This window comes from Pseudomonas sp. TH34 (assembly GCF_016650865.1).
Taxonomy (GTDB): Bacteria; Pseudomonadota; Gammaproteobacteria; order Pseudomonadales; family Pseudomonadaceae; genus Aquipseudomonas; species Aquipseudomonas yamanorum.
Window position 1 is genome coordinate 331,249 of the sequence record NZ_JAEKFB010000033.1, and the last position, 21,119, is coordinate 352,367.

14 protein-coding genes, 1 other RNA gene and 2 pseudogenes are annotated in these 21,119 nt (G+C 60.6%); 6 read left to right on the forward strand and 11 right to left on the reverse strand.

The genetic code is table 11. From position 1 onward, the window contains the following. Window positions 1-9 precede the first annotated feature (9 nt). A pseudogene (locus JFU58_RS32695) lies at window positions 10-501 on the reverse strand (methyl-accepting chemotaxis protein); the annotation flags it as partial. 747 nt (window positions 502-1,248) lie between these two features. Further along, window positions 1,249-1,725: pseudogene (locus JFU58_RS32700) on the reverse strand (PAS domain-containing protein); the annotation flags it as partial. 310 nt (window positions 1,726-2,035) lie between these two features. Here JFU58_RS32700 and JFU58_RS27105 point away from each other — a divergent pair. Both JFU58_RS27105 and JFU58_RS27110 read left to right on the forward strand, forming a co-directional pair. Beyond that, window positions 2,036-2,350 (forward strand): helix-turn-helix domain-containing protein, encoded by a 315-nt coding sequence (locus tag JFU58_RS27105; RefSeq protein ID WP_003219061.1) that lies wholly within the window; start codon window positions 2,036-2,038, stop codon window positions 2,348-2,350. Window positions 2,351-2,498: 148 nt separating this feature from the next. After that, the gene (locus JFU58_RS27110) at window positions 2,499-2,870 is read left to right on the forward strand and encodes a VOC family protein (RefSeq protein ID WP_201142798.1); all 372 of its coding nucleotides are present in this window, start codon (window positions 2,499-2,501) and stop codon (window positions 2,868-2,870) included. On the opposite strand, the gene JFU58_RS27115 is transcribed toward JFU58_RS27110, so the two are convergent. Continuing rightward, window positions 2,784-3,752: a DMT family transporter gene (locus JFU58_RS27115; RefSeq protein ID WP_201142799.1), complete on the reverse strand. Its 969-nt coding sequence runs from the start codon at window positions 3,750-3,752 to the stop codon at window positions 2,784-2,786. The genes JFU58_RS27110 and JFU58_RS27115 overlap by 87 nt on opposite strands. A 97-nt stretch (window positions 3,753-3,849) precedes the next feature. Here JFU58_RS27115 and JFU58_RS27120 point away from each other — a divergent pair, with 97 nt between their 5' ends. Both JFU58_RS27120 and JFU58_RS27125 read left to right on the forward strand, forming a co-directional pair. After that, window positions 3,850-4,713: a LysR family transcriptional regulator gene (locus JFU58_RS27120; RefSeq protein WP_003219067.1), complete on the forward strand. Its 864-nt coding sequence runs from the start codon at window positions 3,850-3,852 to the stop codon at window positions 4,711-4,713. A gap of 61 nt (window positions 4,714-4,774) precedes the next feature. Then, entirely contained in the window at window positions 4,775-5,686 is a 912-nt protein-coding gene (locus JFU58_RS27125) for a DUF2167 domain-containing protein (RefSeq protein WP_063032311.1), read from the forward strand. A gap of 57 nt (window positions 5,687-5,743) precedes the next feature. Here the strand turns inward: JFU58_RS27125 and JFU58_RS27130 are convergent, their stop codons facing one another. The 8 genes from JFU58_RS27130 to JFU58_RS27165 form a co-directional block, all read right to left on the reverse strand. Continuing rightward, window positions 5,744-6,355: a hypothetical protein gene (locus tag JFU58_RS27130; protein ID WP_201142800.1), complete on the reverse strand. Its 612-nt coding sequence runs from the start codon at window positions 6,353-6,355 to the stop codon at window positions 5,744-5,746. Between the two features lies 1 nt (window position 6,356). Continuing rightward, a complete protein-coding gene (locus tag JFU58_RS27135; protein WP_063032315.1) occupies window positions 6,357-7,403 on the reverse strand; it encodes an N-acetylmuramidase family protein in 1,047 nt (348 codons plus the stop codon). A 311-nt stretch (window positions 7,404-7,714) separates the two neighbouring features. Next, an RNA gene (ffs, locus tag JFU58_RS27140) (signal recognition particle sRNA small type) lies at window positions 7,715-7,811 on the reverse strand. Between the two features lie 111 nt (window positions 7,812-7,922). Next, window positions 7,923-9,089: a zinc-binding metallopeptidase family protein gene (locus JFU58_RS27145; RefSeq protein WP_201142801.1), complete on the reverse strand. Its 1,167-nt coding sequence runs from the start codon at window positions 9,087-9,089 to the stop codon at window positions 7,923-7,925. 80 nt (window positions 9,090-9,169) lie between these two features. Then, window positions 9,170-11,527, reverse strand: coding sequence for an NAD-dependent DNA ligase LigA (gene ligA, locus JFU58_RS27150; protein WP_201142802.1), 2,358 nt, complete (start codon window positions 11,525-11,527; stop codon window positions 9,170-9,172). Window positions 11,528-11,614: 87 nt separating this feature from the next. Beyond that, complete coding sequence (gene zipA / locus JFU58_RS27155; protein ID WP_017477161.1) at window positions 11,615-12,466, reverse strand: cell division protein ZipA; 852 nt, start codon at window positions 12,464-12,466, stop codon at window positions 11,615-11,617. Window positions 12,467-12,725: 259 nt separating this feature from the next. Beyond that, window positions 12,726-16,214, reverse strand: coding sequence for a chromosome segregation protein SMC (gene smc, locus JFU58_RS27160; RefSeq protein WP_063032321.1), 3,489 nt, complete (start codon window positions 16,212-16,214; stop codon window positions 12,726-12,728). Between the two features lie 2 nt (window positions 16,215-16,216). Further along, window positions 16,217-16,876, reverse strand: a complete 660-nt coding sequence (locus tag JFU58_RS27165; RefSeq protein WP_017477159.1) for a GntR family transcriptional regulator — start codon at window positions 16,874-16,876, stop codon at window positions 16,217-16,219. A 280-nt stretch (window positions 16,877-17,156) separates the two neighbouring features. Between JFU58_RS27165 and xdhA the strand changes: the two genes are divergently transcribed. Continuing rightward, the gene (gene xdhA, locus JFU58_RS27170) at window positions 17,157-18,605 is read left to right on the forward strand and encodes a xanthine dehydrogenase small subunit (RefSeq protein ID WP_093200412.1); all 1,449 of its coding nucleotides are present in this window, start codon (window positions 17,157-17,159) and stop codon (window positions 18,603-18,605) included. Beyond that, on the forward strand, window positions 18,598-20,997 hold the full coding sequence (xdhB, locus tag JFU58_RS27175; protein ID WP_201142803.1) for a xanthine dehydrogenase molybdopterin binding subunit: 2,400 nt from the start codon (window positions 18,598-18,600) through the stop codon (window positions 20,995-20,997). The genes xdhA and xdhB overlap by 8 nt, the downstream gene beginning before the upstream one ends. Window positions 20,998-21,119 lie beyond the last annotated feature (122 nt).

The window sequence follows — 21,119 nt, forward strand, 5'->3', positions numbered from 1 at the left end:
TCACTGTGGCTAGCGGTTGAACCGCTCGACCAGGGCGCGCAACCCGGAAGAGATGCTTTCGAGTTCCCTGCCACGGGTGACTGCAGCGTTGGCATTGCCCGCTGTCTTTTGCACCGTGGCGGCGACGTTATTGATCTGTTGTGAAACTTCCTCGGCGACGTGGGATTGTTCCTGGGAGGCAGCAGCCATTTGCTGACTCATGTTGGTAATACGTTCCACCGCATGGCGAATGCCCTGCAACGCCTGCTGGGCCTCAAGCACCTGCTGCACGCCCTGCTCGGCTTCGTGAATGCCCAGGCTCGCGATCTCGACCGCCTCATCGGCGCCGGCCCGCAGGTTCTGGATAATGCCCTGGATCTGCTGGGTCGACTCGCGGGTCTTGCCCGCCAGTGCACGCACCTCGTCGGCCACCACGGCAAAGCCGCGGCCCTGCTCACCGGCGCGTGCCGCTTCAATGGCCGCGTTGAGGGCCAGCAGGTTGGTCTGGTCGGCGATCGCCTGGATCATGCTCGCGGCTACCTGGATTTGCTGGGTCTGCCCGGCCAGGTTACCCACCGCCTGGTTGATCTGGGTGACGGTGCCGGCCAGCAACTGGATCGCCTCACGGGACGTGCCCGCCACCTGGCTGCCTTGCTCGGCGAGGGTGTTGGCGGTGTGGGCTTCACTGGCGGTTTGTTGAACGTGCACCGCCACTTCGGCGATGGACGCGGCCATTTCGGTCATGGCGGCGGCAGTCATGTCGGTCTCGGCGCGTTGCTCCAGCAGCGCCGATTCGGTGGTGCTCGACAGCACGCTGGAGTGGGCAGCGGCTTCGGCCATCTGGTTGGCCAGGTCACTGAGGCGCGTCAGGGCGGTTTTAAGCCGCGCTTCTTCGCTGATCAGGATCATTTCCAGCTGCGCGGTCGGCCCCAGCGCATCGCTGTAGGTCATGGCGCTGATGGGGTCGGAAAAGGTATTGGGCGTGTTCTGCACAATCCGTTTGAGCTGTAGTCCCAAGCGTTGATGGGCCCAGATACCTGCGCCGAGAAACAGGCCAACGGTCACCGCCTGCCCCCACACACCCGGAAGCCATTGAAAGGCGGCGACGCTGGCGGCGGCGGCCACCAATGGCAAAGCCAGGGCCTGAGCCATGGACGCCAGGCGCCGCACTGGCGCGACCGCCGCACCACCAGCCTGCAAACGTGCGTACAGCGCTTCGGCGCGCCGTACCTGTTCGCGGGTGGGCTTGACCCGCACCGACTCGTAGCCCGTCAGCCGCCCGTCTTCGAGAATCGGCGTCACATAGGCACTGACCCAATAGTAGTTGCCGTTCTTGCAGCGGTTCTTCACCACGCCCATCCAGCTCTGCCCGGCCTTGAGGTAGCTCCACATCAGTTGGAAAACGGCGGGCGGCATGTCCGGGTGGCGCACCAGGTTGTGGGTGCTGCCGATCAGCTCGGCCTGGGTAAAGCCGCTCATGGCGGCAAACTCGGCGTTGCAGTAGGTAATGTGGCTGTTGACGTCAGTCGCGGAAATTAGCCGTTGCTGCTCCCCAAAAGTCTGTTCAACAGCAGTGACCGGCAAATTGAGACGCACGTTAAAGCTCCATGGACAGCATTCGATCGCCCTCTCGACCACCGGGTAGGCAGGACAGGCGGATTCGTATTTCCAGTCGGGCTGCGCCGTCGATCGGCTGGTTGGCCGCAAACGGGCGCAAACCCACGATTTTGCACAGCAATTCATCATCCATTCAGTGATGATCAACTAGGCTTGAATTCGGGTATCCGGCACGTGAGGCGCAATGAAGCGTGGCACTGACGAGCGACATTTCAGTCTCTGCCAAGCGTCCGTTTTATGGGCACATTTATGAGAGTAAGGAGAGAGCAATGATTTCCTGTTTCATAAACCTGCCTTCTGAAACGAGACCACCAAATACTTGTCCTAGATGCCGATTCTACGAATTACATCACATTTTGCAAGAAAAGGTGATGGTACATGCGGTTGTCTAATTTTAAGATTTATCGTTAAGTTCTTGATTCTAAATGGGAATTGAGCGATGCACATTTCAAGTTTGGGTCCAGCCATCAGACGTTACCGCAAGGTCGCAGGGCTTACTCAGGCTGAACTAGGTGAAAAAACCGGTTTTGACCCTAAAACCATCAGCCGCTTCGAAACCGGCACCTATACACCCAGCGTCGAGGCTCTGTTCTTGTTTGCAGAGGCGCTGGGAGTGAAGCTGAAAGTCTTTTTCGCAGACCTGGTCGACGAGGAGGAACAGCGCGCTTATCTGTTCGGTGTCATTCATAAAGCCACCCCGAAGGATCTGGGAAAGCTGATCGCAGCGGTAGACCAGGCCTTGTCCAAGCCTTAGAGCTCGCAACACACGTGCACGCAACAAAAAGAGCAGACAGCGAGACTGTCTGCTCTTTGCTTGATGACTCCTGACATGAACTGACAGGACAGCCCCTTAGACTAGGGACTGAGCCGCGCCATTGCCGCGCAATATCAGGGATATCATCATGAATAGCATTGCCCATTACTTTTTGTTGTACGTCGACAGCCCGGCCACCAGTGCCAACCTCTATAGCCGCCTGCTGGACAACGCACCTGTAGAGCTGGGGCCGACCTTCGCACTGTTCATCCTCGACAACGGGGTGAAACTCGGCCTGTGGTCGCGCCACACCGTGGAGCCTGCGGCCCAAGCCACGGTCGGCGGTAGCGAGGTGGGTTTCTGCGTCGCGGATATCGCAGCGGTCGACGAGCTGCACACGCGTTGGGTGCAACTCGGGATGAGCATCATCCAGTCACCGGTCGAGGCGGACTTCGGCTACACCTTTGTCGCCCAAGACCCCGACGGTCACCGCTTGCGGGTGTTCACCGTGAACCCGTGACGGCTTGCGGCGCCAGCGTCCTTCCAGGCTGATGGCGCCGACACTGGCCAGCACGATCAGGCCACCCAGCACGACTCGCATCGAAACCTGCTCGCCCAGCAGCGTGGCAGCCATCACCATTGCCACCGGCGGCACCAGGTACAACGCCACTGAAGCGCGGCTGACCTCGACATGCCGCAACACATAGGCCCAGGCCAGGTAGGCCATGGCGCTGGGGAACACGCCGAGCAACAACACCGCCCAATTGGCCTGGGTTGATGATTGCGCCACCACCGCCGGCAAACCCGGCAAATAGACACACAGCAGCAAGGTGCCCGACCACACCGTGTAGCACACCGTGGTCAGCGGGCTATAGCGCCGGGAATAGTGTTTCTGGAGGGTGAAGTAAAGGCTCCATGACAGCGCCGCCACCAGGATCATCAAGCCACGGGGATCAATCTTGCCCAGGCCATGCTCGCCCCAGATCACTACCAGCACCCCGCTCAAACCCAGCAACACGCAACCCCAGCGCCAGCCGGTCACCCGCTCCTTCAAGCCGAAAAACGCCACCAGCACCGTAAACAGCGGGACGGACTGCGCCAGCACACTGGACGCGGCAGCCGTGACAAATTGCTGACCGAAATTGATGGTGAGGTGGTGCAGGAAAATCCCGAAGAACCCCAGCACCAGCAGCCACGGCAGGTCCCGCAGCCGTGGGCGCTCGATCTTCGCCGTCAGCGCGACTCCAGCCATCAACACCGAAGCAATCAGAAACCGCCCCAAGGCCAATTGGCCCGGACTGTAACTGTGCAAGGCCATGTGCACACCAATCGGCGAATACGCCCAACAGAGGATGACGCTGGCAGTGACTAGCGTAAGCTTTACGGGTGACGGGGCATTCATGAACGGCGTCCAGCAGTGGGAATGCCGTCAGTCTTGGCCCCGGCAAGGCGCAGGACAATTAACCGTTTCTGACTTCTGTAATCACTGGAACTGAGCGATGGAACTGGCCCAACTGAAAATGGTGAAAGCCGTGGCGCAAACCGGCAGCGTGGCCCAGGCCGCCCTGCAACTGCACTGCGTGCCGTCCAACATCACCACGCGCATCAAGCAACTGGAAAGCGAGTTGGGTACCCCGCTGTTCATTCGTGCCGGGCGCGGGTTGGCGATCAGTGCCGCCGGCGAAGTGTTTCTCGACTACTGCGAGCGCATCCTGGCGCTGGTGGAAGAGTCCAAGCGCGCCGTCGACAGCAACGCGATTCCCCGCGGCAAGCTGCGCATCGGCGCAGTGGAATCCAGTGCCAGTGGCCGCCTGCCGCCGTTGCTGGCTGAATACCATCGGCGCTATCCACAGGTGGAATTGGAACTGGTGACCGGCGCCTGGGCGCAGTTACTCGATGACTTGCAACATCACCGCATCGATGCGGCGCTGGTGGCCGCCGGCGGCAAACGCCCGAAGCTCGAACAAAGCGTGGTCTACAGCGAGCGCCTGGTGCTGATCACCAGCGCCTCCAGCGCGCCCATTGAGGACGCGCGGGACCTGGCCGGCCGCACCTTGCTGGTCTGGCCGCCCGGCTGCCCGTACCGCGCCGCCTTGGAAAACTGGCTCAAGCCCCACGACATCAAGCCCGCCATCGCCAGTTACGCCAGCTGGGGCACGATCATTGGCTGCGTCAGCGCGGGGATTGGCGTGGCACTGGCGCCAGAAGGCATCCTGGCGCGCTACGAGCAGGCCAACCAATTAACGTCCTACCGCTTCGACGAATTGGCTGCGGTGGATAACCTGCTGTTCTGGCACAAAGACACCCAACGCCACCTGGCGCGGGATGCCTTTGCGGGGCTGCTGCGGGAGACATTCGGCTAACCCGTTGCAACATGTTTCAGTTATCCTCCCGCGAAATTAATTCAAATTGTAAGGGACTACCATGAATTACTTCCGCCTGTTGCTGGCGGCGGCTGCCCTGAGCCTGCCTGTCGCCCCCGCCATTGCTGCCGCCAAGCCGGCCCCCGTTGAAGCCGCTGCACCCGCCGAAGCGCCCGAAACCGCCGAGCACTTTCTGGGCTCTCTCAAACAGAAGACCGGCACCGTCACCCTGCCCGGCGGCATTGCAACTCTCAAGCTCAACGACGAGTTCTACTACCTCGACCCCACAGACACCGAGCGCCTGCTGACCGATGGCTGGGGCAACCCACCGGGCTTCAAGACCTTGGGCATGATCGTGCCGAAATCCGTCAGCCCGCTGTCGGAGCGCGGTTGGGGCGTGATCGTCAGCTACAAGGCCGACGGGCACATTTCTGACGAAGACGCCGCGAAAATCGACTACACCGAACTGCTCAAGCAAATGCAGGAAGAAGACGTCGAAGACAACAAAGAACGCCAGAAACAAGGCTACGCAGGCCTGCACCTGCTGGGCTGGGCCGAGCCACCGCACTACGACGACACCACCCACAAGATGTACTGGGCCCGTGAGCTGAAAGCCGACGACGCCAAGCAGACCACCCTCAACTACAGCATCCGCGTGCTGGGCCGTGAAGGCGTGCTGGAACTCAACGCCGTCGCCGCCATGGCCGACCTGGCCACCATCAAGCAGGAGTTGCCCAAGGTTCTGGCCTTTACCAACTTCACCGATGGCAACCTGTACACCGACTTCAACCCGAAGACCGACAAACTCGCGACCTACGGCCTTGCCGCACTGGTTGCCGGCGGGATCGCGGCCAAGGCCGGGCTGTTCGCCAAGATCGGCATCTTCCTGCTGGCGGCGAAGAAATTCCTGGTGGTGGGCGTCGTCGCGCTGTTTGCCGTTATCCGCAAGCTGTTCAACCGTAACAAGGCCTGAGTTGCGGGCGTAAAAAAGCCGCGGCGTGCCTGGCACACCGCGGCGCGGGGAACAGCTTCAGCCTTTAGGGGCCAGCCTGGCGTACTGGTCCTGGCTGATCCAGCCCTTGGAAGAGCGGCCTTCGCCATTGATGTACTCGACCTGGGCCCAGCCTTCCTTGAAGGCCAGCACCGCGACCACATCGTCCTTGACCACGTAGGCACGATGACTGGCCTTGGCGTCCGGGGTCTTCTGCAGGAAAGCCTTGTCGGCCGAAACGGTCACCAGGCCAATCCACTTCTTGGCAGCGGTCTGGGTCAGGTCCAGGCCGGTGGCTATTTCCGGCATCAGCACGCTGATGCAGCCGGGATGTTCGCGACCCTTCTCCACCGTCAACGTCACGCCGTCCGAGGAAGCCGCAACGGTTCCCGGATAGGCCGCATCCAGCCACGTGGACACCGACGCCTTCGCGCCGTCGACCTTGCCCTGCAGGAAGAACGTACACGTGCGAGTCACGCCCTCGCCCATCTCCTCAGCATAAAAACCTTCTACCTGATGCTCAGGCGTCACGGCCAGCATCAGCCCTTCGTACTTGCCAGAATGCAACGTAGCGGCAAAGGCCGGCGATCCCGCCGCAACACACACGAAAGAGGCAACCAACAATCGGGACAGGCAACGTTTGAACGGCATTCTATTTTTTCCCTTCAAGTGCTTCGTAGGCTTTTTTGATTCGATGGTCATAGTCGCCATAATCCTTGCCGTTATAGTTCAGCGCCATGGCGGCGTAATCCTTGTTCTTCATGGCCTTGACCAAAGCAGGGCTCTGGCTGCAAAAACCGAGGAAGGCCTTGAGTTGATGCCCGGCGTTTATCTTCATGGCCACGACAAACTCAAACACCGTTTTATAACCACATGCCGTGAAGTTGGAGCCCATTATCTGAAACATCCCCCAGGAAGCCGACTTCAAGGCCGCTTCCTGATCCAGCGCAAAGGCCGTGGCCATGGTTTCCCAGGCTTTGGTCTGGTCCTTGTTGTTGGCCTTCCACTGGGGGCCGGCTTTTTGCACGTAGGGGTACGACAACAGCGGGTGGGTCTGATCGTATTTCTGGTGGGTGTACTTGCGAAAGTGATGCCCTTCAAAAGCGATCACCGGCAACTTGGCCGGCCCGAACCCGGAGCGCCCGCCCGACTCCACCGTGGCAAACGCCTTGATGATATTGACCGAAATTCCGCTGCCTAACTGTGTGGCGGCGTTCTGGAAGTCGGTGTCCGTCAGCGTCGTACCGCCGTCGCACGTGGCCTGGAGCATCATCTGCCGGTTGCGCCGCTCGGCCTCGATCATCGCCCGCATGCGGTCAAGGTAATGGTTGACCGTCGCCTGGACCATATCGGAACTGGTGTTGCCGAACACATTCAGGAAGGTCGGAATGCGCAGGGCCGGATTCGACTTGACCGGCACCTTCACCGCCTCTTCGATCAGGCTATTGAAGGTACGCCCGGTGGGGTCGATCACCCCATCGGGATGGGCGTACTTGAGATAGCGGAACTGATACTGGCTGATGCACTGCACCAACTGGCCGTCGCACTTGCCGTTTTCGGCCAAGGGGAAACCCAACTTGGGAGTGATCAAGTTGAACAAATACTGGATGCACTGAACGTCGGCGGGCAAGTTGCGGGCTTTGCCGGGGGCACCGACGGAAGCGCTGATAAGCGTGGGCAACCCTTGCAGGCTTTTCATGACCGACATCCTTGTTAGTTGAGGTGAATGAGCCATAAAGCGCCATCACTTTAATATCATCCATGTGCCATCGACATATTTTGAAATATGTGACTGGCGCAAACTAGCAAGGTGGTTTTGGGTTGTCCAGAGTGGAAGCTTGAAGTTGTGAAAGAGCCCTCACAGTCTTTTGCCGGTAACGATTGCTTTCGGGCTTGTGAGCACTGTGCTGAAGGACGAACAGCAGAAATCGCTTCGCAGATGACGATTGTCAGCGAAGGGCTTCATAAAAGTATTTTTTTGAATCAAGGAGGGTGGCGTTATGGAGGCAACCCCACCAGCCACACCCCGGCACACAATGTTCCCGCTGTGGCTGCTGCCTTCCGGCTCTGACCAGGTTCACGGGTAATCGTTGCGGGGGGACCGATGGGATCACCATAACGACGCTCGCCTCTCGGCAAGCGGGGCCATTGTACCGATCTCATCGGAAGTTACAACCGTTCCTGCGGGATTAAAATATGAAGGGCTTCAAGCACTTGCCTACTGGGCCTGCAACACCTCGTCCGCCCTGCCGCCCTCTTGCTGGATCACCAGGTGAATGAAGTGCAGCTTGGCAATCACCGCCGGCGGCAGGACGAACGGATAGAAATCCGGCTGGCCCATGCTGCGGGACAGTTCGTTGAGCATGCCGGCCAGTTCGATCCATGCGTTGACGAATGACAGGAACGCCGTGCCACCGGGATGTTCAGGGTCATAGAGGGTGCTCAGGGGGAACGGCTGGTAATCCAGGTCCATCTCCCGAGCACTCATGCCGAATCCCAGCGCGGTGTCGACGGCGTCCATCATGTGCAGGTAATGCGCCCAGGTTTCCGCCCAATCTTCCCACGGGTGCATGGTGGCGTAGGCACTGACGCAGGTTTGCTGCCAGTCCGGGCGCGGGCCGTTCTGGTAGTGCTGGTCGAGGGCATCAGCGTAGCTGGCGCGCTCGTCGCCGAACAGCGTGCGGAACGGTTCCAGCCAGTGGCTGTTGGCGATCAGGCGGTCCCAGTAGTAGTGGCCGACCTCATGACGAAAATGGCCGAGCAAGGTGCGGTAAGGCTCGCGCATCTGCACACGGATTTTTTCCCGGTGGGCGTCGTCGGCTTCCTTGATATCAAGGGTGACCAGGCCATTGGCGTGGCCGGTGGTGGGCGCGTTGCCTTCCAGGTCGATGCCGACGAAATCGAAGGCCAGGCCAGTGTCTTCATCGACGGTCTTGGGAATGACCTGCAAGCCCAGGCTGATGAGTTGCGCCACCAGGCGGCGCTTGGCGGTCTCGACCTTGCGCCAGCGTTCGGGGTTTTCAGGAATCGACAGGTCGGGGATGGTTCGGTTCAGGCTGCAGGCCACGCACAAGGTCTGGCCATTGTCGGCGGGCAGCAACCAGTTGCAGGCGGCCGGCGTGTCGAGGTTGGCGCAGCGGCGAAAGGCACCGGCTTGAGGGTCGGCGTCCAGCAGCCAGGTATCGGCGTACGGGCCGGGCTGCAGGGATGACAGGCGACTCTGCTCCGGCTGGTAGCCCAGCAGCGCCGAACAGGCCAGGCACTGGCTGTTGCGAAAGAACAGGGACTGCCCACAGCGACACTGCCAGACCTTGCTGTTGCGCGAGGTCTCGGCCATGAACGGTGCGGCAATACGCGAACTGAGTTGCTCGAAGAAGCGGTACATGGCGATCTCTCCCGGAAGCTTGCCAATACTAGAGCATTGCCCGGGAGAGATCGTTCCCACGCTCTGCGTGGGAACGATCATCAGACCGTGATGTTGTGCTTGGCCAAAAATGCCACGAACGCTTCTTCATCCAGCACTTTCAAGCCCAGCTCAGTGGCCTTGGCCAACTTCGAACCGGCACCCGGCCCGGCCACCACGCAATGGGTTTTCGCCGACACCGAGCCCGCCACCTTGGCACCGAGGCTTTCGAGTTTTTCCTTGGCGACATCGCGGCTCATCAGTTCCAGGGAGCCGGTAAGCACCCAGGTGTGACCCGCCTCGGGCAAGCCTTCGACGACCTTCTTCTCGCTCTGCCAGTGCATGCCGAAGTCCTTGAGCTGTTGCTCGATGGCCAGCGCACGATTGGCGTTTTCTTCGATGTCGAAGAAATCCCGGACGGCCTTGGCCTGCTTCTCCGGCAACGCCTGGCGCATGTCGAGCCAGTCGGCCTTGATCACACCTTCGAGGGAGCCAAACTTGTCCGCCAGTTTCTGCGCAGCACCTGGGCCTACGGACGGCACGTGCAGTTTGTCGAGCAAGCCGCCCAACGTGGTGCTGGCCGCAAACTCGGCGCTCAGTTCACCCTGCTCCTGCAACTCCAGTCCGCACTCGTCCTTGGAGATCAAGGCACCGATCACGTCCTGGTTATGGCTGTCTTCAAAGAAACTGTGAATCTCGTGGGCCACTTCCAGACCGACATCCGGCAAGTACGTCAGCACTTCCGGCAACGCCTGCTGCACGCGCTCCAGGGACGCCAGGGAGCGCGCCAGCACCTTGGCGGTCTCCTCGCCCACATCGGGAATGCCGAGGGCGTAGATAAACCGTGCAAGGGTTGGCGTCTTGCTGTTTTCGATGGCGGTGATCAGCTTCTTGCTGGAGACATCGGCAAAGCCTTCCAGGTCGATGATCTGTTCGTACTTGAGCTTGTAGAGGTCAGCCGGCGAGCCGATCAGTTTCTCGTCCACCAGTTGCTCGATGGTCTTGTCGCCCAGGCCATCGATGTCCATGGCCCGGCGCGAGACGAAATGAATGATCGCCTGCTTGAGCTGCGCACCGCAGGCCAGGCGCCCAACGCAACGGTATACCGCGCCTTCGCTGACGGTTTCCTTGCCCTTGCTGCGCTTGACCAGTTGCGTGCGCTCAACGTGGGAGCCGCACACCGGGCAGCCCTCGGGGATCTGCACCGCGCGCGCGTTTTCCGGGCGGCGCTCGGTCACCACCGATACCACTTGGGGAATTACATCACCGGCACGGCGGATGATCACGGTGTCGCCGATCATCAGGCCCAGGCGCGCCACTTCGTCCATGTTGTGCAAGGTGGCGTTGGACACGGTCACACCCGCAACCTTGACCGGTTTCAAGCGTGCAACGGGCGTCACAGCGCCGGTACGACCCACCTGGAACTCAACGTCCAGCAGTTCGGTCAGTTCCTCCATCGCCGGGAACTTGTGGGCGATTGCCCAACGCGGTTCGCGGGCACGGAAGCCCAGTTCACGTTGGTAGGCAATGCTATTGACCTTGAACACCACACCGTCGATTTCATAGGGCAAGGCATTCCGTCGCTCACCGATATCGCGGTAGTAGTCGAGGCAATCCTGAATCCCTTTGGCCAGTTTCAACTCATGGCTGATGGGCATGCCCCATTTCTTCAGCTGTTGCAGATTGCCAATGTGGGTGTCGCTGATATCCGTGGTCACGCCGTAGCAGCAGAATTCCAGCGGACGGCTGGCGGTAATCTTCGAATCCAGCTGGCGCAGGCTGCCCGCAGCCGCGTTGCGCGGGTTGGCGAAGGTCTTGCCACCGACCTCCAACTGCGTGGCGTTCAGCCGCTCGAAGCCGGCCTTGGACATGAACACTTCGCCGCGCACTTCGAGGGTCGCCGGCCAGCCGGTGCCGTGCAGTTTCAAAGGAATATTGCGCACGGTGCGCACGTTGACGCTGATGTCTTCGCCGGTGGTGCCATCGCCGCGCGTGGCGCCACGCACCAGTTCACCGTCCTGATACAGCAGGCTGACCGCCAGGCCATCGAGCTTCGGCTCGCAGCTGTATTCCACCGCCGCGCCGCCGCCAAACAGGTCACCCACCGGCAGGTCCAGGCCCTCAGTGACCCGGCGATCGAATTCAAGCATGGTGCTTTCATCGAAGGCGTTGCCGAGGCTGAGCATCGGGATTTCGTGACGCACTTGAGTGAACGCCGACAATGCCGCACTGCCGACCCGCTGCGTCGGTGAATCACGGGTTACCAGATCCGGGTGCTCGGCTTCCAGGGCCTTGAGCTCATGGAACAGCCGGTCGTACTCGGCGTCCGGGATGCTCGGCTCGTCGAGGACGTGGTAACGGTAGTTATGCTGATCCAGTTCAGCGCGCAGTTCGAGGATACGGGTGTGGGCGGCGGTCATGGGTGTTCTCTCATAAAGCAAAAGAGCAGCCGAAGCTGCTCAATATGTTAGTGCATGAATTCTACAGGCAACGCTTAAGCTTGGACCTCAGCGCTTCTGTGTCAGGGCGCGACGCTCGAACTCGACGATGCGCTGACGGTAATGCTCGATGGTCTGGGCGGTCAGGACGCTGCGTTGGTCGTCCTTGAGCTCGCCGTTGAGTTCCTGGGACAGCTTGCGGGCAGCGGCCACCATCACGTCGAAGGCTTGTTTCGGGTGACGCGGGCCTGGCAAACCGAGGAAGAAGCTCACGGCCGGAGTGCTGAAATGGTCGATGTCGTCCAGATCAAAGATGCCCGGCTTGACCGCGTTGGCCATAGAGAACAGGACTTCGCCGTTACCGGCCATGCTTTCGTGGCGGTGGAAAATATCCATCTCACCGAAACGCAGGCCGCTTTCCAGAATGTTTTGCAGCAAGGCCGGGCCCTTGAAGCCGGCGGCGTCGCGGCAGATCACGCTGATCACCAGCACCTCTTCGGCAGCCGGTTGATCCTTGACGGATTCTTTATGGGCGCTCTTGACCGGGGTTTCATCCGGGAAGTCACCGTCACGGCTGCTGAAGCTCGGACCTTCTTCCAGGTCCAGGTTCAGGTCACCCTGGGATGGCTCGCTGGCCGCACTGCGCTTGCCGCGCTTGGGTTCACGGGCCTCACGCACGGGTGCGCTCATCGACGGCAGGTCGTGCTCGTCCAGGTGCGGCTCTTTATGGTTATCCAGCACACGTGGAGGCCCCAGCAGCTCGGCGCTACCGTCGTCGTCCGGCAAATTGGACAGGTTGCGGTCCAGGCGAAATTTCAACTTGCCCTTGCCGCCGCGCATCCGACGCCAGCCATCAAAAAGAATACCGGCAATGACAATAATGCCGATGACGATCAGCCACTCGCGCAGACCGATTTCCATGTAATCCCGTGCCTCTAATAAAAAATGCTGAAAAATAAGGGGTTTAGCACCGTGCAAACCGCTTTAAAACGTGGCGCCAACTCTATGTTCTGAATGACGTTTTGCCCACGCATACGAAAATTTGACATTAAACTAGCACGACCAAAGATAACTTTACACCGTCTGTCAAAATGCCTTGAACAAATATGTCCATTTGCCACTTTTCCCAGACCGGTAAATCACCTTACATCCTGCTGGAAATCCTCCTGCGAAGTGCGCCTCAGGATTCCACCAGCGCCATCGCCTCTTCGACATCCACCGCCACCAAACGCGAACAGCCCGGCTCGTGCATCGTCACACCCATCAATTGATCAGCCATTTCCATGGCGATCTTGTTGTGGGTGATATAGATGAACTGCACCGTCTGGGACATCTCTTTAACCAGTCGGGCGTACCGTCCAACGTTAGCGTCATCCAGCGGAGCGTCAACTTCGTCGAGCATGCAGAACGGCGCCGGGTTCAACTTGAAGATCGCAAATACCAGGGCCAATGCCGTCAGTGCCTTCTCGCCACCGGACAGCAAATGGATGGTGCTGTTCTTCTTGCCCGGAGGCCGCGCCATGATCGTTACCCCTGTATCGAGTAGATCTTCGCCCGTCAGTTCCAAGTAAGCGCTGCCACCACCGAAAACTTTCGGGAATAACGCCTGTAAACCGCCATTAATCTGATCAAAGGTATCTTTGAAGCGATTACGGGTTTCCTTGTCGATCTTGCGGATCACGTTTTCCAGGGTGTCCAGGGCTTCCACCAGATCGGCGTTCTGCGCGTCCAGATAGCGCTTGCGCTCAGACTGCTGCTGGTACTCGTCGATGGCCGCGAGGTTGATCGCGCCGAGTCGTTGAATGCGTGCGGCAATCCGTTCAAGTTCTTCTTCGGCTTCTTTCTCGTTGGCCTCGGCGGTCAGGGTATTGAGCACGCCGTGCAGGTCGTAGCCGTCTTCCAGCAACTGGTCTTGCAGGGTTTTGCGTCGAACCGTCAGGGCCTGCCATTCCATGCGCTGCTGTTCGAGCTGGCCACGGATCAGCTGCGATTGCTGCTCGGCCTGGGTCCGGCGCTTTTCGGCGTCGCGCAGTTCGCGGTCGGCATCTTCCAGGGCGATTTGTGCGGTCTTGAGCTCTTCGTCGACGGTCATGCGCTTGTCGAGCAACTCTTCAAGTTTCAGGCGCAGCTCTTCCAGCGGGGCTTCGCCCTCCTCCAGGTTGAGGCTCAGTTGCTCGCGCTTTTCGGTCAGGCGTTCGGACTGCATTTCCAGACGTTCAAGGGCCTGGCGCGTGGAGTCGTGTTGCGCCCGCAGGGAGCCGAGGCGCACGGCCAGTTGATGGGCATGGTCCTTGTGCTGGCGGGCTTCTTGACGCACCCGGTCGAGGCGCTCGCGCAAGCTGTCGCGCTGGGCCAGCAGCAACTCGCGCTGCTCGGTGTCCAGGGCCATGCTGTCGAGGGCTTCCTGCAGTTGCAGGCGCGCTTCACCGACTTGTTCGTGTTCGAGGGCGCGTTGCTCGCCCATCTCCGCCACTTCTTCGTCGAGCCGGGTGCGGCGCAAGGTCAGTTGCTCGACCTTGGCCTTGCTCGCCGAGAGCTGGGCTTTCAATTCGCCTTGCTGGCGCGCTTCGTCCTGCAACAGCCGGCGCAGGTGTTCGCGGCCGGTCTCTTGCTGGCGCTGGGTGGCGCGCAAGGTTTGCAGCTGGTTTTCCAGGGATTCAAGGGTGGCTTCGCGCTCTTCCCGTTCGGCGGTCAGGTTGACGATTTCCTGGCCACGGGCCAATACGCCGCTTTCCGCTTCGCTGGCACGACGCACCCGCAGGAAGTGCCGGCCGACCCAAAAACCGTCACGGCTGATCAGGCTTTGCCCGGCCGCCAATTGGCCACGCTGGGCCAAGGCCTGCTCAAGACTGTCCACCGGTTTGACCTGACCCAGCCAAGGCGACAGATCAATCGCCGCCTCGACCTTGTCCAGCAGGCTGCCCGGTACGCGTGTGCCGTCTGCCGCGGGGCTAAGCAATCGCAAATCACCCTGGGTAAAGCCCGCCAGATCGAAACCGCCAAAATCATCCACCAACACGGCTTGCAGGTCGGCACCGAGGACGGTTTCCACCGCCAGCTCCCAACCGGCTTCAACCTTCAAGCCTTCGGCCAGGCGCGGGCGCTCGGCCAGGTGTTGATCACGCAACCATTCGGCAGTGCCGGTGCCCGGGTCGAGCGCCGCTTGCTGCAAGGCTTCAAGGGAGGCCAATCGACCGTTAAGCCGCTGCAAATCCCCCTGGGCGGTTTGCTGCGCCTGGGTCGCCTGCTGCAGTTGCTGACGCAATTGCTCCAGGCGCTCCACTTGTTGTTCTTCGCTGGCTTCCAGCTCTTCCAGGGTCATTTCGCTTTCGGCGAGTTTCTCGCTCAGCTCGAGGATCGCCGCGTCTTCCGGGTCGGCCGCGAGCAACACGCGCTCTTCCACCAAACGCCGCTGACGCTCGGCCAGGCGCTCCATGCTGGTTTCCAGTTGCTGGATGCGCGACTGCTGCACCTCAGCCTGACGGCGCGGCTCGGCGGATTGCAGGTTGAAGGTGTCCCACTGCTCCTGCCAGGCGTGCATGGTGGTTTCGGATTCTTCCAGGGCCGCAGCGGCTTCCTCGGCGGCGGCGCTGGTGACTTCCTGCTCCGGGGTGAGCATGTCCAGCTCCTCCCCGAGGGTCAGCAGCAAGGTGCGGTCGTGGCCCAGGTGCGATTCGGTTTCCAGGCGCGCGCGTTCGGCCTCTTTCAGGTCGTCCTGCAACTGGCGCAAGCGTTGCTGGCCGTGCTGGATGCTCTGCTCGACCCGGGCGATGTCGCCGCCCACCGAATAGAAGCGTCCCTGCACCAGATTGAAGCGCTCGGACAGGTCATGGTGACCGTCCCGCAGGCGCTCGATGCTGGCGTCGGCATTGCGCTGCTCAGCCACTAACGCTTCGAAGCTGATTTCCTGGGTGCCGATGATCGCTTCGCGCTGGCCCACTTGATCATTCAATGCCTGCCAGCGCAGGGCTGACAGTTGCGCTTTGAGCTGACGCTCCTCGCCCTTGTATTCCTGATACTTCTCGGCCGCCTGGGCCTGACGGTGCAGGCGCTCCAACTGGCGCTCCAACTCTTCACGCAGGTCGGTCAGACGGGCAAGGTTTTCATGGGTGCGACGGATACGGTTTTCGGTCTCGCGCCGGCGCTCCTTGTACTTGGAGATGCCGGCCGCTTCCTCGATAAAGTTACGCAGGTCTTCGGGCTTGGCTTCGATCAGCTTGGAGATCATGCCCTGCTCGATGATCGAGTAGCTGCGCGGGCCCAGGCCGGTGCCGAGGAAGATGTCGGTAATGTCCCGCCGGCGGCACTTGGTGCCATTGAGGAAATAGCTGTTCTGGCTGTCGCGGGTGACTTTGCGGCGGATGGAAATTTCCGCGTAGGCCGCGTACTCGCCCACCAGGGTGCCGTCGGAGTTATCAAACACCAGTTCAATGCTGGCCTGGCTCACTGGCTTGCGGCTGGTGGAGCCGTTGAAGATGACGTCGGTCATCGACTCGCCACGCAGGTTTTTCGCGGAGCTCTCGCCCATCACCCAGCGTACGGCGTCGATGATGTTCGACTTGCCGCAGCCATTGGGCCCGACCACTGCCGCCATATTACTGGGGAAGTTCACCGTGGTCGGATCGACGAAGGATTTGAACCCCGCCAGTTTGATGCACTTGAGCCGCACGCTTAGGCTTCCGCCAACGCAGCAATAACCAGCGAGCAACTGCGCTCGCCGTAGGCCGAGAGCACCTGGCGAATCTGTGGCAGGTCACGGGCCAGCACGGCGGCTAGCAACTGCTCGAACAGCACCAGGTACTCGCTCATGGACGCCTTGCGTTGATCCAGCGCCAGGTAATAGGCACGGTTCATCGCCGGCTGCAGGTTCTCAACGGTTTCCTGCAGATACGGGTTGTTGGCGAACGGATAGGCGGCACGCATCACGTTGAAGCTTTCTTCGACGAAGGCGCGGATGTCCTGGCGTTCGAAGCTGGCGACCAGGCGCTGCTGGATCTGCACAAACGGCGCCATGTCGGCCTGGGTCTGCCAGCCGGCGGCGACCGCGTTGCCCAGCAGTATGTACAGCTCACCCATCAGCGTGCACAGGCTCTGCACCTTGTGGGCAGTCAGCTCGGTGACATGGGCGCCACGGCGCGGCAGGATTGCGATCAGGTGCCGACGCTCAAGGATCAGCAAGGCTTCGCGCACGGAACCACGGCTGACATTGAGCGCCAGTGTGACCTTCTGCTCCTGGATCCGCTCCCCAGGCTTGAGGTCGCCGCGAATGATACGTTCGGCGAGGTGGTGAGCGATTTGCTCGGCAAGACTATCCGGCGCCTTGAACGTCATGTTTTCCCTTCAAAATCTTCTATCGGTACGAGCGCGGCAGTGTAGCGCACTTGCCCATTGATGGCGTACGGCCCACAAGCACGAATTTGGCATGAAATAAGCAACCGTTAAAGTCCAGAAGCCCCTAAAAACGGCGGTTCCAGAGAACTGGACCATAATTAAGGATGTTGAGATCGCATTTTCTTGACCTTTCGGTCAGAAAATCGTTGACCGAAAAGTCAGACATGACTAGATTCGGCGCAAAGCGGTTAACAACAATAATGAGTCTGCGAGGCCTTCCGTGATCCAGTTTTTACTAAACCAGGAGCTCCGTAGCGAGCACGCCCTGGACCCGAACCTGACCGTGCTCAACTATTTGCGTGAGCACCTGGGCAAATCCGGCACCAAGGAAGGCTGCGCCAGCGGCGACTGTGGCGCCTGTACCGTGGTGGTCGGCGAGCTGCACACCGACGATCAAGGTGCGGAGCAGATTCGCTATCGCAGCCTCAACTCGTGCCTGACCTTTGTCTCGTCCCTGCACGGCAAACAACTGATCAGCGTCGAAGACCTCAAGCACCAGGGCCAACTCCACAGCGTGCAACAAGCCATGGTGGAATGCCACGGTTCGCAGTGCGGCTTCTGCACCCCGGGTTTTGTGATGTCGCTGTTCGCCCTGCAAAAGAACAGTGATGCGCCCGACAGCCAGAAAGCCCACGAAGCCCTGGCCGGCAATCTCTGCCGCTGCACCGGCTATCGCCCGATTCTTGCGGCCGCCGAACAGGCCTGCTGCAACAAGCCCCAGGACCAGTTCGACAGCCGCCAGGCCGACACCATCGCCCGCCTGAAATCCATCGCCCCGACGCAAACGGGTGAACTGAACAGCGGCGACAAACGCTGCCTGGTGCCGTTGACCGTCGCCGACCTGGCGGACCTCTACGACGCTTATCCGCAAGCCCGGCTGTTGGCCGGCGGCACCGACCTGGCGCTGGAAGTCACCCAGTTCCACCGCACGCTGCCGGTGATGATCTACGTTGGCAATATCGAAGAAATGAAGCGCATCGAAAGCTTCGACGACCGCCTGGAAATCGGCGCAGCCACTTCCCTGTCCGACTGCTACAGCGCACTCAACAACGAATACCCGGACTTCGGCGAATTGCTCCACCGCTTCGCTTCGTTGCAGATCCGCAACCAGGGCACCCTGGGCGGCAATATCGGCAACGCCTCGCCCATCGGTGACTCACCGCCACTGCTGATCGCCCTAGGCGCGCAGATCGTACTGTGCAAAGGCAACACCCGTCGCACTCTGGCCCTGGAAGACTACTTCATCGACTACCGTGTCACTGCCCGCCAGGACAGCGAATTCATCGAAAAAATCATCGTGCCCAAAGGCGTGCCGCTGTTCCGTGCCTATAAGGTTTCCAAGCGTCTGGACGATGACATTTCCGCCGTCTGCGCCGCCTTCAACCTCAAGATTGATAACGGCGTGATCACGGATGCCCGCGTGGCGTTCGGTGGCATGGCCGCCACCCCAAAACGTGCGAAAAGCTGCGAAGCCGCGCTGAACGGCGCCACCTGGAACTCCGCCACCGTGGAAAAAGCCTGCGCGGCCCTGGCCGAAGACTTCACCCCACTGTCGGACTTCCGCGCCAGCAAGGAATACCGCCTGCTCAGCGCACAAAACCTGCTGCGCAAATACTTCATCGAACTGCAAACGCCGCACATCGAGACTCGGGTGACCGCTTATGTCTAACCATCACGCTGTGGAAAAATCCCAGGCCGAACTCGCCGAACTGTTTGCCAAGGACCTGACCAGCGGCGTCGGTCGCAGCGTCAAGCACGACAGCGCCGCCAAGCACGTCTCGGGCGAGGCGCAGTACATCGATGACCGCCTGGAATTTCCGAACCAGTTGCACCTGTACGCACGCATGTCGGACCGCGCCCACGCAAAAATCCTCAGCATCGACACCGCGCCCTGCTACGCCTTTGAGGGTGTGCGCATCGTCATCACCCACGAAGACGTGCCGGGCCTGAAAGACATCGGCCCGCTGATGCCCGGCGACCCGTTGCTGGCCATCGACACCGTGCAGTTCGTCGGCCAGGTGGTGCTGGCCGTCGCCGCCCGCGACTTGGAAACCGCGCGCAAAGCCGCCATGGCTGCCGTAATCGAATACGAAGACCTGGAGCCGGTGCTGGACGTGGTCGAGGCGTTTCGCAAAAAACACTTCGTGCTGGACAGCCACACCCATCAACGCGGTGATTCGGCGGGCGCGCTGGCGACCGCCAAAAACCGTATCCAGGGCACCCTGCACATCGGCGGCCAGGAACACTTCTACCTGGAAACCCAGATTTCTTCGGTGATGCCCACTGAAGATGGCGGAATGATTGTGTATTGCTCCACGCAAAACCCCACCGAAGTGCAGAAACTGGTGGCCGAAGTACTCGACGTGTCGATGAACAAGATCGTGGTCGACATGCGCCGCATGGGCGGTGGTTTTGGCGGCAAGGAAACCCAGGCCGCCAGCCCGGCATGCCTGTGCGCGGTGGTCGCGCGCCTCACCGGCCAGCCGACCAAGATGCGCCTGCCACGCGTGGAAGACATGCTGATGACCGGCAAGCGCCACCCGTTCTACATCGAGTATGACGTGGGCTTCGACGACACCGGCCGCCTGCACGGGATTAATCTGGATCTGGCGGGCAACTGCGGTTGCTCGCCGGACCTGTCGAACTCGATTGTCGACCGCGCAATGTTCCACTCCGACAACTCGTATTACCTGGGCGACGCCACCGTCAACGGCCACCGCTGCAAGACCAACACCGCGTCCAACACGGCTTATCGTGGCTTCGGCGGCCCCCAAGGCATGGTCGCCATCGAGGAAGTGATGGACGCGATTGCCCGGCACCTGGCCCTCGACCCGCTGGCGGTGCGCAAGGCCAACTACTACGGCAAGACCGAGCGCAACGTCACCCACTACTACCAGACCGTCGAGCACAACATGCTCGAAGAAATGACCGCCGAACTGGAACAAAGCAGCCAGTATTTTGAGCGCCGCGAAGCGATCCGTCGCTACAACGCCAACAGCCCGATCCTGAAAAAAGGCCTGGCCCTCACACCGGTGAAATTCGGGATTTCCTTCACCGCCAGTTTCCTCAACCAGGCCGGTGCGCTGATCCACATCTACACCGACGGCAGCATCCACCTGAACCACGGCGGCACCGAGATGGGCCAGGGGTTGAACATCAAGGTCGCGCAGGTGGTGGCCGAGATCTTCCAGGTGGAAATCGACCGCGTACAAATCACCGCCACCAACACCGACAAGGTGCCGAACACCTCGCCGACGGCGGCGTCCAGCGGTGCCGACTTGAACGGCAAGGCTGCACAGAACGCCGCCGAAACCATCAAGCAGCGCCTGGTGGAATTTGCCGCGCGCAAGTATGAAGTCAGCGAGGCCGACGTTGAATTCCACAACGGGCATGTGCGGGTTCGCGATCACATTCTGACCTTTGAAGCGTTGATCCAGCAGGCGTATTTCGCCCAGGTTTCACTGTCGAGCACCGGTTTCTACAAGACCCCGAAAATTTTCTACGACCGCAGCCAGGCGCGTGGCCGACCGTTCTACTACTTCGCGTTCGGCGCGGCCTGTTGCGAAGTGATCGTCGACACGCTGACCGGCGAATACAAAATGCTGCGCACCGACATCCTGCACGACGTGGGCGCCTCGCTGAACCCGGCCATCGACATCGGCCAGGTGGAAGGCGGCTTCATCCAGGGCATGGGCTGGCTGACCATGGAGGAGCTGGTCTGGAATAACAAAGGCAAGCTGATGACCAACGGCCCGGCCAGCTACAAGATCCCCGCCGTCGCCGACATGCCGCTGGACCTGCGGGTGAAGCTGGTGGAAAACCGCAAGAACCCGGAAGACACGGTGTTCCATTCCAAGGCCGTGGGTGAGCCGCCATTCATGCTCGGAATTGCCTCGTGGTGTGCGATCAAGGATGCCGTGGCGAGCCTGGGTGACTATCGCCATCAGCCGAAGATTGATGCGCCGGCGACGCCGGAGCGGGTGTTGTGGGGGTGTGAGCAGATGCGCCAGTTAACCGCCGCAAAAGCTGTGGAAACGGAAACCGAGTTGGCTTCGCTTTAGACCGAGGCGCTGCCATCGCGGGCAAGCCTGGCTCCCACATTCTGATGTGTGAACCCAATCAAATGTGGGAGCTGGCTTGCCTGCGATAGCGGTCGAACTGACAACAGAGATGCTGAGGTAAA

What these genes read in the sequence shown, in the direction of transcription:
- xdhB (WP_201142803.1), top strand. Translation starts at nt 18,598, where the DNA reads ATGTCTAACCATCACGCTGTGGAAAAATCCCAGGCCGAACTCGCCGAA.
- JFU58_RS27130 (WP_201142800.1), bottom strand. Translation starts at nt 6,355, where the DNA reads ATGCCGTTCAAACGTTGCCTGTCCCGATTGTTGGTTGCCTCTTTCGTG.
- zipA (WP_017477161.1), bottom strand. Translation starts at nt 12,466, where the DNA reads ATGGAAATCGGTCTGCGCGAGTGGCTGATCGTCATCGGCATTATTGTC.
- JFU58_RS27115 (WP_201142799.1), bottom strand. Translation starts at nt 3,752, where the DNA reads ATGAATGCCCCGTCACCCGTAAAGCTTACGCTAGTCACTGCCAGCGTC.
- JFU58_RS27120 (WP_003219067.1), top strand. Translation starts at nt 3,850, where the DNA reads ATGGAACTGGCCCAACTGAAAATGGTGAAAGCCGTGGCGCAAACCGGC.
- JFU58_RS27110 (WP_201142798.1), top strand. Translation starts at nt 2,499, where the DNA reads ATGAATAGCATTGCCCATTACTTTTTGTTGTACGTCGACAGCCCGGCC.
- JFU58_RS27125 (WP_063032311.1), top strand. Translation starts at nt 4,775, where the DNA reads ATGAATTACTTCCGCCTGTTGCTGGCGGCGGCTGCCCTGAGCCTGCCT.
- JFU58_RS27145 (WP_201142801.1), bottom strand. Translation starts at nt 9,089, where the DNA reads ATGTACCGCTTCTTCGAGCAACTCAGTTCGCGTATTGCCGCACCGTTC.
- JFU58_RS27105 (WP_003219061.1), top strand. Translation starts at nt 2,036, where the DNA reads ATGCACATTTCAAGTTTGGGTCCAGCCATCAGACGTTACCGCAAGGTC.
- JFU58_RS27135 (WP_063032315.1), bottom strand. Translation starts at nt 7,403, where the DNA reads ATGAAAAGCCTGCAAGGGTTGCCCACGCTTATCAGCGCTTCCGTCGGT.
- JFU58_RS27165 (WP_017477159.1), bottom strand. Translation starts at nt 16,876, where the DNA reads ATGACGTTCAAGGCGCCGGATAGTCTTGCCGAGCAAATCGCTCACCAC.
- ligA (WP_201142802.1), bottom strand. Translation starts at nt 11,527, where the DNA reads ATGACCGCCGCCCACACCCGTATCCTCGAACTGCGCGCTGAACTGGAT.